General features: G+C 59.6%; 18 protein-coding genes. 9 read left to right on the top strand and 9 right to left on the bottom strand.

Translation table 11 applies throughout. The features are described 5' to 3' along the window. Together rpsD and AC6RA8_RS04615 are read right to left on the bottom strand one after the other, a co-directional pair. Window positions 1-439, bottom strand: a 439-nt coding sequence (gene rpsD / locus AC6RA8_RS04620) for a 30S ribosomal protein S4 (protein WP_500350951.1), incomplete at its 3' end; no start/stop codon positions are given. Window positions 440-577: 138 nt separating this feature from the next. Then, window positions 578-1,156, bottom strand: coding sequence for a DNA-3-methyladenine glycosylase I (locus tag AC6RA8_RS04615; protein WP_500350950.1), 579 nt, complete (start codon window positions 1,154-1,156; stop codon window positions 578-580). Window positions 1,157-1,279: 123 nt separating this feature from the next. On the opposite strand from AC6RA8_RS04615, the gene AC6RA8_RS04610 reads away from it, so the two are divergent. From AC6RA8_RS04610 to yddG, 5 genes are all read left to right on the top strand, one after another. Then, entirely contained in the window at window positions 1,280-2,128 is an 849-nt protein-coding gene (locus AC6RA8_RS04610) for an EAL domain-containing protein (RefSeq protein WP_500350949.1), read from the top strand. 131 nt (window positions 2,129-2,259) lie between these two features. Beyond that, complete coding sequence (locus AC6RA8_RS04605; protein ID WP_500350948.1) at window positions 2,260-3,435, top strand: acetyl-CoA C-acetyltransferase; 1,176 nt, start codon at window positions 2,260-2,262, stop codon at window positions 3,433-3,435. 144 nt (window positions 3,436-3,579) lie between these two features. Beyond that, window positions 3,580-4,302, top strand: coding sequence for an acetoacetyl-CoA reductase (gene phbB / locus AC6RA8_RS04600; protein WP_500350947.1), 723 nt, complete (start codon window positions 3,580-3,582; stop codon window positions 4,300-4,302). 315 nt (window positions 4,303-4,617) lie between these two features. After that, on the top strand, window positions 4,618-5,565 hold the full coding sequence (locus AC6RA8_RS04595; protein ID WP_500350946.1) for a transcriptional regulator GcvA: 948 nt from the start codon (window positions 4,618-4,620) through the stop codon (window positions 5,563-5,565). Beyond that, on the top strand, window positions 5,562-6,431 hold the full coding sequence (gene yddG / locus AC6RA8_RS04590) for an aromatic amino acid exporter YddG (RefSeq protein WP_500350945.1): 870 nt from the start codon (window positions 5,562-5,564) through the stop codon (window positions 6,429-6,431). Before AC6RA8_RS04595 ends, yddG begins: the two co-directional genes overlap by 4 nt. Here yddG and AC6RA8_RS04585 read toward each other — a convergent pair. The 3 genes from AC6RA8_RS04585 to AC6RA8_RS04575 form a co-directional block, all read right to left on the bottom strand. Further along, a complete protein-coding gene (locus AC6RA8_RS04585; protein WP_500350944.1) occupies window positions 6,428-6,592 on the bottom strand; it encodes a YdcH family protein in 165 nt (54 codons plus the stop codon). The two genes, yddG and AC6RA8_RS04585, sit on opposite strands and share 4 nt — an antisense overlap. A gap of 113 nt (window positions 6,593-6,705) precedes the next feature. After that, a complete protein-coding gene (locus AC6RA8_RS04580; RefSeq protein ID WP_500350943.1) occupies window positions 6,706-7,449 on the bottom strand; it encodes a tRNA1(Val) (adenine(37)-N6)-methyltransferase in 744 nt (247 codons plus the stop codon). Next, a complete protein-coding gene (locus tag AC6RA8_RS04575; protein WP_500350942.1) occupies window positions 7,427-7,642 on the bottom strand; it encodes a putative signal transducing protein in 216 nt (71 codons plus the stop codon). Before AC6RA8_RS04575 ends, AC6RA8_RS04580 begins: the two co-directional genes overlap by 23 nt. 56 nt (window positions 7,643-7,698) lie before the next feature. Here AC6RA8_RS04575 and AC6RA8_RS04570 point away from each other — a divergent pair, with 56 nt between their 5' ends. After that, window positions 7,699-8,697, top strand: coding sequence for a polyprenyl synthetase family protein (locus AC6RA8_RS04570; RefSeq protein ID WP_500350941.1), 999 nt, complete (start codon window positions 7,699-7,701; stop codon window positions 8,695-8,697). 9 nt (window positions 8,698-8,706) lie between these two features. On the opposite strand, the gene AC6RA8_RS04565 is transcribed toward AC6RA8_RS04570, so the two are convergent. The 3 genes from AC6RA8_RS04565 to AC6RA8_RS04555 form a co-directional block, all read right to left on the bottom strand. Beyond that, window positions 8,707-9,507 carry a 4-(cytidine 5'-diphospho)-2-C-methyl-D-erythritol kinase gene (locus AC6RA8_RS04565; RefSeq protein WP_500350940.1) on the bottom strand — a complete coding sequence of 267 codons (801 nt, stop codon included), beginning with the start codon at window positions 9,505-9,507 and terminating at the stop codon, window positions 8,707-8,709. Beyond that, window positions 9,497-11,209: a tetratricopeptide repeat protein gene (locus AC6RA8_RS04560; protein WP_500350939.1), complete on the bottom strand. Its 1,713-nt coding sequence runs from the start codon at window positions 11,207-11,209 to the stop codon at window positions 9,497-9,499. Before AC6RA8_RS04560 ends, AC6RA8_RS04565 begins: the two co-directional genes overlap by 11 nt. 163 nt (window positions 11,210-11,372) lie before the next feature. Next, window positions 11,373-13,022, bottom strand: coding sequence for an electron transfer flavoprotein-ubiquinone oxidoreductase (locus tag AC6RA8_RS04555; protein WP_500350938.1), 1,650 nt, complete (start codon window positions 13,020-13,022; stop codon window positions 11,373-11,375). 278 nt (window positions 13,023-13,300) lie between these two features. Between AC6RA8_RS04555 and AC6RA8_RS04550 the strand changes: the two genes are divergently transcribed. Next, window positions 13,301-13,609 (top strand): EthD family reductase, encoded by a 309-nt coding sequence (locus tag AC6RA8_RS04550; RefSeq protein WP_500350937.1) that lies wholly within the window; start codon window positions 13,301-13,303, stop codon window positions 13,607-13,609. Here AC6RA8_RS04550 and soxR read toward each other — a convergent pair. Beyond that, the gene (soxR, locus tag AC6RA8_RS04545; RefSeq protein ID WP_500350936.1) at window positions 13,606-14,058 is read right to left on the bottom strand and encodes a redox-sensitive transcriptional activator SoxR; all 453 of its coding nucleotides are present in this window, start codon (window positions 14,056-14,058) and stop codon (window positions 13,606-13,608) included. The genes AC6RA8_RS04550 and soxR overlap by 4 nt on opposite strands. 91 nt (window positions 14,059-14,149) lie before the next feature. Here soxR and AC6RA8_RS04540 point away from each other — a divergent pair, with 91 nt between their 5' ends. Together AC6RA8_RS04540 and greA are read left to right on the top strand one after the other, a co-directional pair. Continuing rightward, the gene (locus tag AC6RA8_RS04540; RefSeq protein ID WP_500350935.1) at window positions 14,150-14,530 is read left to right on the top strand and encodes a VOC family protein; all 381 of its coding nucleotides are present in this window, start codon (window positions 14,150-14,152) and stop codon (window positions 14,528-14,530) included. 158 nt (window positions 14,531-14,688) lie between these two features. Beyond that, window positions 14,689-15,159 (top strand): transcription elongation factor GreA, encoded by a 471-nt coding sequence (gene greA / locus AC6RA8_RS04535; RefSeq protein WP_299204921.1) that lies wholly within the window; start codon window positions 14,689-14,691, stop codon window positions 15,157-15,159.

Genomic DNA, 15,159 nt, shown 5'->3' with positions numbered 1-15,159 from the left:
AACGGTCACGCACTTCGATCACGTCACCCTCTTTCACGCGGTAGGAGGGGATGTTGACTTTGCGACCGTTCACTTTGACGTGGCCGTGGTTCACGAACTGACGTGCGGCAAAGACAGTCGCCACGAATTTCGCGCGGTATACAACTGCGTCGAGGCGACGCTCCAGCAGACCGACAAGGTTTTCACCGGTGTCACCGCCCACACGAACCGCTTCGGCATAGATGCGTCGGAACTGTTTTTCGGTCAGGTCGCCGTAGTAGCCTTTCAGCTTCTGCTTGGCGCGCAGCTGGATACCGAAGTCGGACAGCTTGCCCTTGCGGCGCTGACCGTGTTGGCCGGGGCCATATTCACGACGGTTGACGGGGGATTTGGGACGACCCCAAATGTTTTCGCCCATACGGCGATCAATTTTGTACTTGGCAGACGTGCGTTTTGTCACGGCTGATCTCCTTCGTTTAGGTTTTCGAAGGGCGTTGTCCTCTCCCCGGATTTGGCCGGGACGACAGGGATCTTCTTGCGAAGGCCACCAACACCAATGAAGCCGCGCTTATACGACGAGAATCGGTAGAGTCAACGGCTAGGCCGGTCCACGCAAGGCGGCACATTCAGCATGACGGAAACAGGGCGTGATGTGGTCGTTGACCAAGCCGGTTGCTTCCATGAAGGCATAGACGATTGTAGGTCCCACGAACTTGAACCCTTTAGCCCGCAAATCCTTCGACACCTGTTCGCTCAACTTAGTCTTCGGAGGGACCTGATCGCGGCTGGCAAAATTGGTCTGAAGCGGCGTGCCATCCACATAGTTCCATAGAAATTTATCGAAGCCCACAGTCGCATTAACCTCGAGATAGGCGCGCGCATTGGTGATCGTTGCTTCGATCTTCCCGCGGTGCCGGATGATGCCGGGATTGGTCAAAAGGCGTTGCACGTCGTCTTCGCCCCATTCCGCAACGACCGCCGGGTCAAAATCGGCAAAGGCCTCGCGGAACGCATCGCGCTTACGCAGGATGGTGATCCAGCTCAGCCCGGCCTGAAATCCATCAAGGATCAGCTTCTCCCACAGCGCGCGTGCATCATGTTCCGGCACACCCCATTCGGTGTCGTGATAGGCCACGTAATCGGGGGCCTCTCCCTCCCATCCACAGCGGTGCAACATGCCAAATTCCCCTTGTTTTGATTAACAACTAAAATTGGAACAAAATGCAAACATTAAGACTGTTTTTACAGCTTAGGCACAATGTTGCCAGCAGTTTTCAAGCACAAGGGTCGCTGCCAGCCCATGACGAAACACCGGTTCTCCAACATGCCCGTAGGGGCGGACAATCCGCTGAATGCCGCTGTATCGTCACGGGATCGCAGCACGCTTTCGATGGTGGAACAGGCGGTCCGGCATCAACAGACCATGCTTGCCTTCCAGCCGGTCGTGATTGCCAATGATCCGTCTCGCGTCGGCTTTTACGAAGGGCTGATCCGCGTCATGGACGAGACTGGGCGCATCATCCCCGCCAAAGATTTCATGCCGGTTGTTGAGCGTGCGGAACTGGGGCGTGAGATTGACGTGATCGCGCTGAACATGGGGCTGCGCACCCTGCATGAAAACCCTTCAATCCGTTTGTCGATCAACATGTCCGCACGTTCCATTGGTTACCAACGCTGGATGAACACCCTGAACCGCTGGCTGAAAAAGGACCAATCGGTCGGCGAACGGCTGATCCTTGAGATTACCGAAGGGTCAGCCATGGACCAACCGGAACTGGTCGTGGACTTCATGGATCGTCTCAGTGCCAAGGGGATCTGCTTTGCGCTGGATGATTTCGGCGCAGGCTATACCGCGCTGCGCTACTTCAAGGACTTCTTCTTTGACGTGCTCAAAATCGACATGCAGTTCTGCAACGGTATCGCGCACGACCCGGACACCCAGGCACTGACTGCTGCAATCATCCAGATCGGGCATCACTTCGACATGCTGGTCGTGGCTGAAGGGGTGGAACAACAGGAAGACGTCGAAATGCTTACCCAGATGGGCGCCGACTGCTTGCAGGGTTTCTACTTCCAGGCCCCCCAGGTTCGTCCCGACTGGCTCTTTAGTCAGGGCGCGGGAACACAAAAGGCTGGCATGCGCGCCTGAGACATAACGTCAGTTGTCGCCCCACAGCGAATCCGATACTGCACACGCAGCGCGGGACCATTCTGAGGCCCGCACCGACGTGCAAAGTCTCGGATTGGTCCTCAAGGAAACTGACAGAGGACCCCGACCCTATGACCAACATCGTCATCGCTTCGGCCGCCCGAACTGCCGTTGGCAGCTTTGGTGGCTCATTTGCCAACACCCCCGCCCATGATCTTGGCGCAACCGTTCTCGAGGCGATTGTGGACCGCGCAGGTATCGACAAGTCCGAGGTTTCCGAAACCATCTTGGGCCAGGTGCTGACGGCCGCCCAAGGTCAGAACCCTGCCCGTCAGGCGCACGTCAACGCGGGCCTGCCCAAGGAAAGCGCGGCATGGTCCATCAACCAGGTGTGCGGCTCGGGCCTGCGCGCCGTCGCTCTTGGCGCTCAGCACATCGCATTAGGTGACGCCGACATCGTCGCCGCAGGCGGTCAGGAAAACATGACGCTCAGCCCCCACGCTGCCGCCCTGCGCGCTGGCCACAAGATGGGCGACATGAAGTACATCGATACAATGATCCGCGACGGTCTGTGGGACGCCTTCAACGGCTACCACATGGGCCAGACGGCAGAGAATGTTGCCGACCAGTGGCAAATCACCCGCGACATGCAGGACGAATTTGCCGTTGCCTCGCAGAACAAGGCCGAAGCCGCGCAAAAGGCTGGCAAATTCGCGGACGAAATCACCGCCTTCACCGTGAAAACCCGGAAGGGCGACATCGTGGTGGACAGTGATGAGTACATCCGTCACGGCGCCAACATGGAGGCGATGCAGAAACTGCGCCCCGCCTTCACCAAGGACGGCTCGGTCACGGCCGCCAACGCCTCGGGCCTGAATGATGGTGCAGCCGCCGCGCTGCTGATGAGCGCAGAGAATGCTGAAAAGCGCGGAATCGAGCCCCTGGCACGCATCGCCAGCTACGCCACCGTCGGCCTCGACCCGTCGATCATGGGCGTCGGCCCGATCTACGCGTCGCGCAAAGCGTTGGAGAAAGCAGGCTGGAAGCCCGAGGATCTCGACCTCGTGGAAGCCAACGAAGCCTTTGCTGCACAAGCCTGCGCCGTGAACAAAGACATGGGTTGGAACCCGGAGATCGTGAACGTGAACGGAGGCGCCATCGCCATCGGCCACCCCATCGGTGCCTCGGGCGCGCGCATCCTCAACACCCTGCTCTTCGAAATGAAGCGCCGCGACGCCAAGAAGGGCCTCGCCACACTCTGCATCGGCGGTGGCATGGGCGTTGCCATGTGCCTCGAACGCGACTGATCCAGATCAAGGCGGTGCCGCACGGCGCCGCCTACCCCTTCCCCATCAAAATTCGCTCAGGACGAAAGTGGGCACGTAATATTGTTGCGCCCAGACCGCATTTGAGCGAAACAATGCGAAACACACCCAAAAGGAGTTCTCCCCATGTCCCGTGTAGCACTTGTCACCGGCGGTTCCCGCGGTATCGGCGAGGCCATTTCGAAAGCCTTGAAAGACGCTGGATACACCGTCGCCGCCACCTATGCGGGCAATGACGAAGCCGCCGCGAAGTTCACAGACGAGACAGGCATCAAGACCTACAAGTGGAACGTGGCCGACTACGAAGAATCGAAAGCCGGCCTCGCACAGGTCGAAGCGGACCTCGGCCCCATCGAAATCGTGGTTGCAAACGCGGGCATTACGCGCGACGCCCCTTTCCACAAAATGACGCCGGAGCAGTGGCATCAGGTCATCGACACCAACCTCACCGGCGTGTTCAACACCGTGCACCCCGTCTGGTCCGGTATGCGCGAGCGCAAGTTTGGCCGTGTCATCGTGATCTCCTCGATCAACGGTCAGAAAGGTCAGTTTGCGCAGGTGAACTACGCCGCAACAAAAGCGGGCGATCTGGGCATCGTGAAGTCCCTGGCCCAGGAAGGCGCGCGTGCAGGCATCACCGCCAATGCGATCTGCCCCGGCTACATCGCCACAGAAATGGTCATGGCCGTGCCTGAGAAAGTCCGTGAAAGCATTATCGGCCAGATCCCAGCGGGTCGTCTGGGCGAACCGGAAGAGATTGCACGCTGCGTCGTCTTCCTCGCCTCCGACGATTCGGGCTTTATCAACGGCTCAACCATCTCGGCCAACGGCGCGCAGTTCTTCGTCTGACGCCCATCCAATTCGACATGAAAAAGGGCCGGTGCATCGCTGCACCGGCCCTTCTTTATCCCGTAAGATGCCGCGCGCGCATCAGCGGGAAACTTTGCCCCCAAACAGCCAGTTCAATGCGCCTGCGAGCGCTGCTCCACGCTCAGCATGAGCGCGTTCCAAACCTTGGCGGATGGCGGGATGTGCGGATGTCTCAATCATGGGCCGTATCCTTTTCTGGATCAACGTTTCTGAATTGAGATGAATATGTGCCCTTTTTCGCAAGCGCACAAACGAGACTTTCCATTACTTCACTTAAGCTGTACTTAACCGAATATGCCTGATCGCCTCCCCCCCTTGACCGCCTTGCGTGCCTTTGACGCCGCCGCCCGCCACATGTCCTTTGCGAAGGCGGCAGAAGAGTTGCATGTCACACCCGCAGCACTCAGCTTTCAGATCAAATCGCTTGAGGAACACCTGGGCACCCAAGTGTTTCACCGCCTGAACCGCGCCGTTGAATTGACGGAAGCGGGCCGAGCCATGGCCCCAGGCATGGCCGATGGGTTCCAGACGCTCGCCGCCGCCTGGCGCGCAGCCGAACGGACCATGGATACTGGCACGCTCACCGTCACCGCTGGCCCCGCCTTTACCGCAAAGTGGCTCGCGCCCCGGCTCTACGATTTTGCGCAAGCGCATCCAGAGATCGAATTGCGGTTTTCGGCCTCCCTGAAAATGGTCGACCTCAACCGCGATGGGGTCGATGTTGCCATCCGCTTTGGAACCGGCAAGGACGAGGACATGTTCAGCAAGCTGCTGGCCATGGAATGGGTCTGTCCGGTGATGACACCCGAACTTGCGGCACAATACCCGACACCTGAAAGCCTGAAGGACGCACCGCTGATCTTTGACGACAGCATCGCCTACCTCAAACCAAGCGCGGACTGGTCCACGTGGTTTCGGATGATGGGAATCGACTTTGCCCCGACCCATGGCGCCCGTTTCAGTCAGGCGGACCACGCCGTCGACGCCGCGCTGGCCGGGATGGGTGTCACGCTGGGCCGGCGATCCCTAGTGGTCAAGGATATGCATGATGGCCGCCTTGTGGCCCCTTGGCCGAACGCGCTGGACACTGGGGTGCGTTTCCGGTTTCTCTGCGCCGAAGGGGCCGAAACGCGACCCCACATTGCCGCCTTCCTTGATTGGATGATCACAGAGATTGACAAGACCAGCCACATCACCGACCGCATGATCCGCAAACCTTCATCCGATTTTCAGACTGCATGACACGCACAACCGCGACCCTGATCGGATTTGTGGCCGTGTTGCTTTGGGGTGTGTTGGCGCTGCTGACTGTTGGCTCGGCACCCACACCGCCATTTCTACTGAACGCTATCTGCTTTGCCATGGGTGGCACGCTGGGCCTGCTCTGGACCGCGATCAGCGGTGGTCTGGGCCAATTGAGAGCCGTGCCAATGCATGTCTATCTCATGGGCACATTGGGGCTGTTTGGCTATCACGCCTTGTACTTTTCGGCCCTACGCCTCGCCCCTGCGGCAGAAGCGAGCCTGATTGCCTATCTCTGGCCCCTGCTGATTGTTCTGTTTTCCGGCCTGCTGCCGGGCGAAACGCTCCGCAGCGGTCACGTGCTGGGGGCGATGGTTGGTTTTGCGGGCGCGGCGCTGATCGTCACTGGAGGGGCCGCGGGTTTCGATGCGGCGGCCTTGCCCGGCTATCTGCTTGCCATGGCCTGTGCGGTCACATGGTCCAGCTATTCCGTCCTGTCGCGCCGTTTTGGAACCGTCCCGACCGCTTCTGTCGCGGTGTTCTGCGTGGCGAGCGCCATTCTGTCGCTGCCCATGCATCTGATGTTTGAAGAAACGGTCTGGCCATCCGGTGGATTGGGATGGGTAAGTGCCATTTTACTGGGCCTTGGCCCAGTCGGCCTTGCCTTCTACGTCTGGGATATCGGCGTGAAACGCGGCGACATCCAGTTGCTCGGCACCGCATCCTATGCGGCGCCGCTCTTGTCGACTGTCGTCCTGGTACTGGCTGGCGTTGCTGCGCCCAGTTGGTCACTGACCCTTGCGGCCATCCTGATCACTGGCGGAGCGCTCCTGGCAGCCCGCGCCAGCCTGAAAGGTGTCCCCTAACTCGAAAGTCGGGCAATTTCCTCTTTCAGTTTCAGCTTCTGCTTTTTCATGGTGGCCACTTCCATCTGATCCACGCCCGGCGATCGTTGGGCCGTCTCAACCTGATCACTCAGGGTCTGGTGCTTCTTTTTCAACTCTTCGAGATGGGCGATCACGCTCATGCAGTCCTCCTTGCTGACAAAGTTGCCTCCACAGCCAAGCACAGCTTTGCTCATAAGTCACGCCGCAGGCGCAGCATGTGGACCTACAAAATGTATGTATGGTCAACGTCGGATTAAAGGTGCAGCGCAGCCCCTTCGCGTAAAACCGACCGAATTTCATGGGTATAGCTTTCGCCATCCCTCTCGTGCCGTGCGCCCTCGTGTAAAATGACCGGAAAATGCAGGCGAAAATCTGCACGCCCATTTTTGCGTGCCCGGAAAATAACCAACTCTGCCGCCTTTCCAGTTCGTGGGGAAAGGGGCCAAATCTCAGGGCTACCCAGCCTTCCCGCAGCACCGGCCAACAGGTCCGGCACCCGCTCGGCCCGATAGATCATGTGCAGATACCCCTTGTGCCGCAACCTGCGGGCCGCCGCATCGATCCAGGCGGCAACGGGCGTTTCCACACCACGCGCCGCCTCGCGCCCCGAATCCTCGGCCACATGGCCCGCCGCGCGATCGAAATATGGGGGATTGGCCAGAACATGATCAAAGCTGCGATCTCGCAGTTCTGCGGGCATATCGGTCAGGTCAGCAGTATGGGCCTGCAATCCGTTTCGAACCGCAAGTGCGGCATAGTCAGCCTGCCGCTCGACACCTACCAGCTCAAGCCCTGGCACCCGCGCGCCAAGACACAAGGCTGCAGCGCCCACACCACATCCCAGATCCAACACGGATTGCCCTGCTTTTGCCGGGACCGAAGCCGCCAGCAACACCGGGTCAACGCCCGCCCGATACCCATCGCGCGGCTGCCACAGATGCAGCCGCCCGCCCAGAAAAGCGTCATGGGTCAGGTCAGCGTCCAAGATCGATGTCATTGTCGGTCACAACCCGCAAAGCGGCGTCATAGTCATCCTCCCGCACCATCAGCCTGCGGGGGAAAATTCCGATGCCACCTTCAAGGACGCTCATATTTACGTCCATCTGAAAGCAGTCTATATCCTCGCCCTCAAGAAGGGCGGAGGCAAAGGCGATGATCGTCGGGTCGGTGCTGCGCAAAAGTTCCTTCATATCATGGATGTAGGGGCACACCGGCCTAACTGTCGAGGGGTGCTATGGGGAAAGTGATGGACGCGTCCACAATCGCAAAGCCGCATGACCGGCTTGCCAGCTATCTTGCGACTGATCTGGAGGGGGTGAATGACCTGATCCGTGACCGCATGGCATCGGAACACGCCCCCCGAATCCCTGAAGTGACCCGCCACTTGGTCGAAGCAGGCGGCAAACGTCTGCGGCCCATGCTGACGCTCGCCTCGGCCCATCTGTGCGGCTATTCCGGCCCCTACCACGTGCACCTCGCTGCCACAGTCGAATTCATTCACACAGCCACCCTGTTGCACGATGACGTGGTCGATGAGAGCGCCCAGCGGCGCGGTCGGCCCACCGCGAACCTGCTGTGGGACAACAAATCCTCGGTTCTGGTCGGCGACTACCTGTTCGCCCGCAGCTTCCAGTTGATGACCGAAACCGGCAACATCTCTGTCCTGCGCATCCTGTCAGACGCGGCTGCCACCATCGCCGAAGGCGAAGTGCTGCAAATGACGGCCGCCCAGGACCTTGCCACGAACGAAGCGATATATCTTCAGGTGGTGCGGGGCAAAACTGCGGCCCTGTTCTCAGCCGCTATGGAAGTGGGTGGCGTGATCGCGGGCAAGGACGCTGCAACAACGCAGGCCCTGTTCGACTATGGCGATGCGCTTGGAATCGCTTTCCAGATTGTCGATGACCTGTTGGACTACCAGGGCCAATCCTCGGCCACGGGCAAAAACGTGGGCGACGATTTCCGCGAACGGAAGCTAACGCTGCCGGTGATCAAGGCTGTCGCCAAGGCAGATGCCGAAGAACGCGCTTTTTGGTCGCGCACCATCGAAAAGGGACAGCAGGACGAAGGCGACCTCGACCACGCGCTGGACCTTTTGAACAAGCACAATACGCTGGAAGAGACAAAGCGCGATGCCATCGAATGGGCGGACAAGGCCAAGTCGTCACTCGGCACCCTGCCCGCGCATGACCTACGCGATATGCTGATCGATCTTGCCGACTACGTGGTCGAACGGATCAACTGACCGCCCTGCCTAAGACCCAACCGTCGTGACTGCCCGAACCCACCACCGGGGCTGCTTACTTGAGATCTCCGCAGCCGAATCGCGCGCTGCCTCTGCGTCAGAATAGACACCGAAACAGGTCGAGCCTGATCCCGACATGCGCGCAAATTCGGCCCCTTTCAGGGTCTTCAATGCCGCCAGTATCGCCGGATTTCCGGACGACGCGGGCGCTTGCAGGTCGTTCCTCTGTTCGACCAACCACGCCAGAAACCCCGCGCGATCCGGCCAGTGTAAACGGGCGTCCATCGGCGGATTGTCTTTTGTTCTCAGACGTTTGAACACATCCGGTGTGGGCACGTGAATACCCGGGTTGACCAACACCAGATGTAAAGCGGGCACGCCACCGATGGGCACCACGTTCTCTCCAATCCCACGCATCCGCTGCGGCACATCCAGCAGGCAGACCGGAACATCCGAACCCAACGCCAGCGCGTGCGCCTCGGCGCCCAGAGCGCGTAGAACGGCAGCCGCATCAGATGACCCGCCTCCGATGCCCGCCCCATGGGGCAGGTTCTTTTCCAGGGAAATCTGCGCGGCCACGCCCGCCAGCTCTGCTGCGCGCCAGACGAGGTTCCGTTCATCCCTTGGCACGCCAACGGAGAACGGCCCCGACACGTCCACACGCATCCGAGGCGCAGGGTCAATCGTCAGCCGATCACCCACATCGGCAAAAACGACAAGGGAATCCAGAAGGTGATAGCCATCCGAGCGTTGCCCGGTCACGTGTAGTGTCAGGTTGATCTTGGCAGGCGCAAAGACCTCAATCGCCATCCGCCACCTGCAACGGCTCGGCGCCCTCTTCGGCCAGCACCGCGTCAAGGCCTACTTCCAGCTTGCGGCGCATCCGTGCCGGGTCAGCCTCACCATCCGTGTCGGCAGGATCGACGAAACTCAGGGCGCGCATCCATTGAAAGCGTGCCTCGCGTTCGCGACCAACCGCCCAGTACACGTCGCCCAGGTGATCGTTGACCACCGGATCGACCGGCATCAGCTCGACGGCGCGCTCCATATGACCAACCGCTTCTTCGTACCGGCCCAGACGATACAGAACCCAGCCAAGGCTATCGACAATGTACCCGCTGTCCGGGCTTGCCTCGACCGCCTGTTCAATCATCTCCAGCGCTTCATCCAGCTTGATCTGCTTCTCGACCAGCGAATAGCCGAGGTAATTCAAGACCTGCGGCTGACCCGGGTTCAACTCCAGCGCGCGGCGGAAGTCGGCCTCGGCCTCGGGCCATTCCTTGAGGCGTTCGTGCGAAATGGCACGCGCATAGTGCAGGAACCATGCGCGCCGATCCTCCGCGTCGGTCAGGTCCAGCGCGCGGTCGTAGGCTGCAACGGCATCCTCAAACCGGCTTTGCTGGCGCAAGACATCGCCCAAGGTCGAATGCACCAACGGCAGATCACCAAACCGTTTCGCCAATTGTTCCAGCACTTCGATGGCAGCATCAGGCTTGCCAGATTCGCGCAAGGCCGCGGCACGGCCCAATTCAGCTGCATGAAATGCGGGATGATCAGCGGGTACTTGTTTGTAAGCCGCATTTGCCAGCTCGTACTGTTCCAGCGTCTCCAACAGATCAGCATTCAGCAGCAGCGCGTCAACATGATCCGGCCGCAGATGCCGCGCAATGCGGCCATAAAGCAGGGTGTAATCCGCACCTGCATCCTGCCGCAGTGCACCTGCCAGTGAATAAAACACCTCTGCCATTCCGTCGCGCGCCGAGGTGATATGGGTGAAGGCCAGCCTCTCCCCCGCCTGAAGCGCGAGTGTCATTGCATCCAGCTCCGGGTCGGTCACGGTGCCAAAGGCTGCATCCAGCGACGCGATGGCTTCGTCATTGCGCCCCAGTTGCGACAGCACTTCAGCGCGCGCCATGGCGCCGCGGCGCGTCTGCTGCAAGGGACCAGACCCTTCGGCTTCGAAAATCTCTCCGGCGGCTTCGAACTGGCCTAGACCTGCCAGCGCCATCGCCTTGTGATACATGGCAAAACCGCGCACGCCCCGTTGTTCAGACACGGCGTCAAAGGCGGCCAATGCCCCCTCGACATCCTCGGTGCCGACCAGGGCCCAAGCGTTCAGTAGACCGTCAACAAGCGGGCCGATGCCCAGCGCCTCGGTATCCCGCTCCAAGTAGCCGGCATAGTCTTCCTGTGCCAACAGGTCGGCGATAACGACCATATGCGCGGCCTGGCTGCGCACTTCCTTCTCTTCGACGATGCGTGCAATAGGCAGGGCGCGATCCACGCGGCCCAGCGCCAGTTGCGAGACGATGGCGTCCTCCATCAGCTCGACATTGCCTGGATCTCGGGCCAGCGCAGCCTGGTAGTACCGGGCCGCTGCCTCAAAATCGCTTGTGATCGCAGCATGCCGTCCTGCCAGATACGATCCGGCCACGGATTGCGCGGGGGCGATATGCGGGGTGGTCGCCAGCACGGCGGCCAAAGCGACACTTGAAAGAAGCGATCGGATCACGGGATGCACTGCCTTTTGCCTGTTGTTGGGCGATAGGCTAGCACGTCTGCGCACATGTGCAATGTAACCTCGCGAAATGGTCAGCGGTTGCGCGCCAGAAAAAACGCCGGGCACAGGGCCCGGCGTCGTTCTATATCAGATTTTGCGCATGATCGCGCACCCATCACATATTCGGATAGTTCGGCCCGTCCCCACCTTGCGGCGTGGTCCAGTTGATGTTCTGGGCCGGGTCCTTGATGTCACAGGTCTTGCAGTGCACGCAGTTCTGGAAGTTGATGACAAAGCGCGTGTCCTTGCCCTCTTCCTCCACGAATTCGTAGACGCCGGCCGGGCAATACCGGGCCGAGGGGCCCGCGTATTTCGGCAGGTTTTGCGCCACCGGGATCGTCGCATCGGCCAGCTTGAGGTGCGCAGGCTGGCTTTCCTCATGGTTGGTGAAGCTGAACGACACATTGGTCAGGCGATCGAAAGACAATGTCCCATCTGGCTTGGGGTAATCGATGGGCTTGTGCTTGCTCGCCTCTTCGGTGGCATCGGCATCGCTCTTGCCGTGACCAACGGTGCCAAACAGCGAAAAGCCCAGTGTGTTGGTCCACATGTCGAAGCCGCCCAGCACCAGCGACGCGGTCAGACCATATTTGGACCACAGCGGTTTGACGTTGCGCACTTTCTTGAGGTCCTTGCCGATGGCACCTTCGCGCACCTCGGTCTCGTAAGCGGTCAGCTCGTCACCGGACCGCTCTGCCTTGATCGCGTCAAACGCCGCCTCTGCAGCCGCCTTACCCGACAGCATCGCATTGTGGTTGCCCTTGATGCGCGGCACGTTGACCATACCAACCGAGCAGCCCAGCAGCGCCACACCGGGGGCCACCATCTTCGGCATCGACTGGTATCCACCTTCAGAGATTGCCCGCGCACCATAGGCCACGCGCTTCCCGCCCTTCAGCAGGTCCGCCACCATCGGGTGATGCTTGAAGCGCTGGAATTCCATATAGGGGAACAGGTGCGGATTCTTGTAGTTCAGGTGGACCACAAACCCGACATAAACCTGATTGTTCTCAAGGTGATAGATGAACGATCCGCCCCCGGCATTCGACCCAAGGGGCCAACCCATCGTGTGAGTGACAGAGCCTTCCTTGTGCTTCTCGGGATCAATCTCCCAGATCTCTTTCATGCCAAGGCCGAATTTCTGCGGTTCTTTCCCGTCGCTCAGACCGTACTTGGCAATCACCTCTTTTGACAGCGACCCGCGTACACCTTCGGACAGGAAGACATACTTGCCGTGCAGCTCCATGCCCGGCTCGGTGTTTTCGCCAATGGACCCGTCTTCTTCCAAGCCGAACACACCGGCCACAACGCCCTTCACTTCGCCATTGTCGCCGTAAACCAACTCGGAACAGGCCATGCCGGGGAAAATCTCAACACCCATCTCCTCGGCCTGCTCGGCCATCCAGCGACACACATTGCCCATAGAGACGATGTAGTTGCCGTGGTTGTTCATCAGAGGGGGCATGGGGAAGTTGGGAATACGGACCTGACCCGCCTCGCCCAGCATGTAGAAATTGTCGTCCTTGACCGGCACATTCAGCGGCGCGCCCTTTTCCTTCCAATCAGGAATCAACGCGTCCAGACCGCAGGGATCCAGGACAGCGCCGGACAGGATATGGGCGCCCACTTCGGACCCCTTTTCCAGCACAACCACGTTCAGGTCGGCGTCCAGCTGCTTGAGACGAATGGCTGCTGACAGGCCCGCCGGGCCAGCCCCAACGATCACCACGTCATATTCCATCGCTTCGCGTTCAATCTCTGCCATGTGGCGGCTCCCCTATTCTCCCGCGCCTTTGCGCAAATTTCCGTGTCGCTAGCCTACAGATAGGCTTTGCGCAATGTGGTGTACTGTCTTCGTGAAAAAATCCATCAAAAATTCACGAAACGACGACACGTTATGGGAAATGACGTGGCGGCGCATCACGTCAAGCAAATCAAATACGCAAACTCATGCGGTTCACTTCGACGCACTTGGGTCCATGCCAGTTTGCCGAATCCGTGAATGCGCTCATGGTGCGCATATGCAATTGAAGGACCAAACAGATGCCCATGACACTGCAAGTGCTTTACCCGACAAGCGACAGCAGCACATTTGATGATGCGTACTACAAATCCACCCATATTGATCTCGTGAACGAGCACATGGGCGCACATATCCAAAACATGGTGGTGACCAAGGGGTTGGCAGGCGGGCCCGACTCTCCGCCTGGCTTTCATGCAATCGCCACAGTTGTCTTTGCTGACCAAGCCGCCATGGATGCAGCGATGGCAGCCTCGGACCCGGTGATGGCCGATCTGCCCAACTTCACGAATGTCACGCCGACGGTCCTGATCGGGCAAACCTACCACTAGGGCGGCGTATCCCCCATCAGGTAGCGTGGCCCCTGGCCCTTGTCCGCCGCGGTATCCTTCGGATTGTACAGCGCGCAAACCTCAAGGCTCAGGCAGCCACAGCCGATGCACCCATCCAACGTATCGCGCAGTTTTTCCAGCCGCGCGATACGCTCATCCAGACCTTCTCGAAATTCCACACTGATACGCGCCCAGTCCCGCTTGTTCGGGGCACGGTGGCGCGGCAACAGGTCCAGTTCCGCCTTGATCTGGGCCAGGGTGAACCCGAATTGCTGCGCCACCATGATAAAGCTCAGCCGCCGGATATCGGCACGCTGAAACCGTCTCTGCCCACCTGCATTGCGCCACGGGGCCACCAATCCCTCGTCCTCATAGTAACGAATGGCCGACACTGCCAACCCTGTCCGTGCCGCGATTTCGCCAATGCTCAATCCCTCGGATGCAGCCATGAAAAAAGTCCTTGACCTCAAGTTAACTTGAGGTCGCAGGATGCCCTCATCGACCTGAAAAGGAAAGACTGCATGAAGAAAGGACCAGACCATGCCCGCAATGCTCGAACACACCAATCTCACCGTGTCCGACCCGGATGCGACCGCAGCATGGATGTGCGACCTCTTTGGCTGGCATATCCGGTGGGCCGGAGCCGCGATGGCGGGCGGGCGCACCGTACACGTGGGAACCGACGCGCACTATCTGGCGCTATACACACCGGGCGCGCCGGGCAAGGCAACAGATGACAACTACAACACCGTCGGTGGCTTGAACCATCTGGCCGTGGTCACGGATGACCTCGACGGGATGGAAAAGGCCATCAAGGCCAAGGGATTTGAAACTGGCAACCACGGTGACTACGAACCGGGCCGTCGCTTCTATTTCCACGACGCAGACAACATCGAATACGAGGTCGTGCAGTATGACTAGGTCTTCTTCTGACTGAAAATACCATGGGGGAGTCGCGCAGCGACGGGGGCTGGCCCCCATTCCCCCTTGCATTCCCCCGCCCCATTGGGTCAGGTATCTCCTATCGCAAACAACGGCGGCTCCATCGCGGGCCGCCGCCTGTTATTAGGACGACGCCAATGGAAAAGATCCCAATGACCCGCGCCGGTGCGACCGCACTGGAAACGGAATTGAAGCACCTCAAAAGCGAAGAACGCCCTGCGATCATCAAGGCGATCGCCGAGGCGCGCGAACATGGTGACCTGTCCGAGAACGCGGAATACCATTCGGCCAAGGAAAAGCAGTCCTTTATCGAAGGCCGGATCAAAGAGCTTGAGAGTGTCATCTCGCTGGCCGAAGTGATCGATCCCACCAAGCTTTCCGGGGCCATCAAGTTCGGCGCGACCGTGACGCTGGTGGACGAGGATACGGACGAGGAAAAGACCTATCAGATCGTTGGCGAATACGAGGCCAACATCGAAAAGGGCCTTTTGAACATAAAATCGCCCATCGCCCGTGCATTGATCGGCAAGGAAGAGGGCGACAGCGTCGAAGTGCGCACGCCGGGCGGCGAAAAGTCCTATGAAGTCCTGAAAATCAGCTATAGCTGA

This window comes from Tateyamaria sp. (genome assembly GCF_059783535.1).
The sequence above is the reverse complement of the archived record's forward strand: the minus strand, read 5'-3'. Positions and strand labels throughout refer to the sequence as shown.

Coding starts and splice junctions, on each gene's coding strand:
- AC6RA8_RS04595 (WP_500350946.1), top strand. CDS start 4,618: ATGCCTGATCGCCTCCCCCCCTTGACCGCCTTGCGTGCCTTTGACGCC.
- AC6RA8_RS04555 (WP_500350938.1), bottom strand. CDS start 13,022: ATGGCAGAGATTGAACGCGAAGCGATGGAATATGACGTGGTGATCGTT.
- AC6RA8_RS04585 (WP_500350944.1), bottom strand. CDS start 6,592: ATGAGCGTGATCGCCCATCTCGAAGAGTTGAAAAAGAAGCACCAGACC.
- phbB (WP_500350947.1), top strand. CDS start 3,580: ATGTCCCGTGTAGCACTTGTCACCGGCGGTTCCCGCGGTATCGGCGAG.
- AC6RA8_RS04540 (WP_500350935.1), top strand. CDS start 14,150: ATGCCCGCAATGCTCGAACACACCAATCTCACCGTGTCCGACCCGGAT.
- AC6RA8_RS04580 (WP_500350943.1), bottom strand. CDS start 7,449: ATGACATCGATCTTGGACGCTGACCTGACCCATGACGCTTTTCTGGGC.
- AC6RA8_RS04610 (WP_500350949.1), top strand. CDS start 1,280: ATGACGAAACACCGGTTCTCCAACATGCCCGTAGGGGCGGACAATCCG.
- AC6RA8_RS04615 (WP_500350950.1), bottom strand. CDS start 1,156: ATGTTGCACCGCTGTGGATGGGAGGGAGAGGCCCCCGATTACGTGGCC.
- AC6RA8_RS04605 (WP_500350948.1), top strand. CDS start 2,260: ATGACCAACATCGTCATCGCTTCGGCCGCCCGAACTGCCGTTGGCAGC.
- AC6RA8_RS04550 (WP_500350937.1), top strand. CDS start 13,301: ATGCCCATGACACTGCAAGTGCTTTACCCGACAAGCGACAGCAGCACA.
- AC6RA8_RS04575 (WP_500350942.1), bottom strand. CDS start 7,642: ATGAAGGAACTTTTGCGCAGCACCGACCCGACGATCATCGCCTTTGCC.
- greA (WP_299204921.1), top strand. CDS start 14,689: ATGGAAAAGATCCCAATGACCCGCGCCGGTGCGACCGCACTGGAAACG.
- yddG (WP_500350945.1), top strand. CDS start 5,562: ATGACACGCACAACCGCGACCCTGATCGGATTTGTGGCCGTGTTGCTT.
- AC6RA8_RS04565 (WP_500350940.1), bottom strand. CDS start 9,507: ATGGCGATTGAGGTCTTTGCGCCTGCCAAGATCAACCTGACACTACAC.
- soxR (WP_500350936.1), bottom strand. CDS start 14,058: ATGGCTGCATCCGAGGGATTGAGCATTGGCGAAATCGCGGCACGGACA.
- AC6RA8_RS04570 (WP_500350941.1), top strand. CDS start 7,699: ATGGACGCGTCCACAATCGCAAAGCCGCATGACCGGCTTGCCAGCTAT.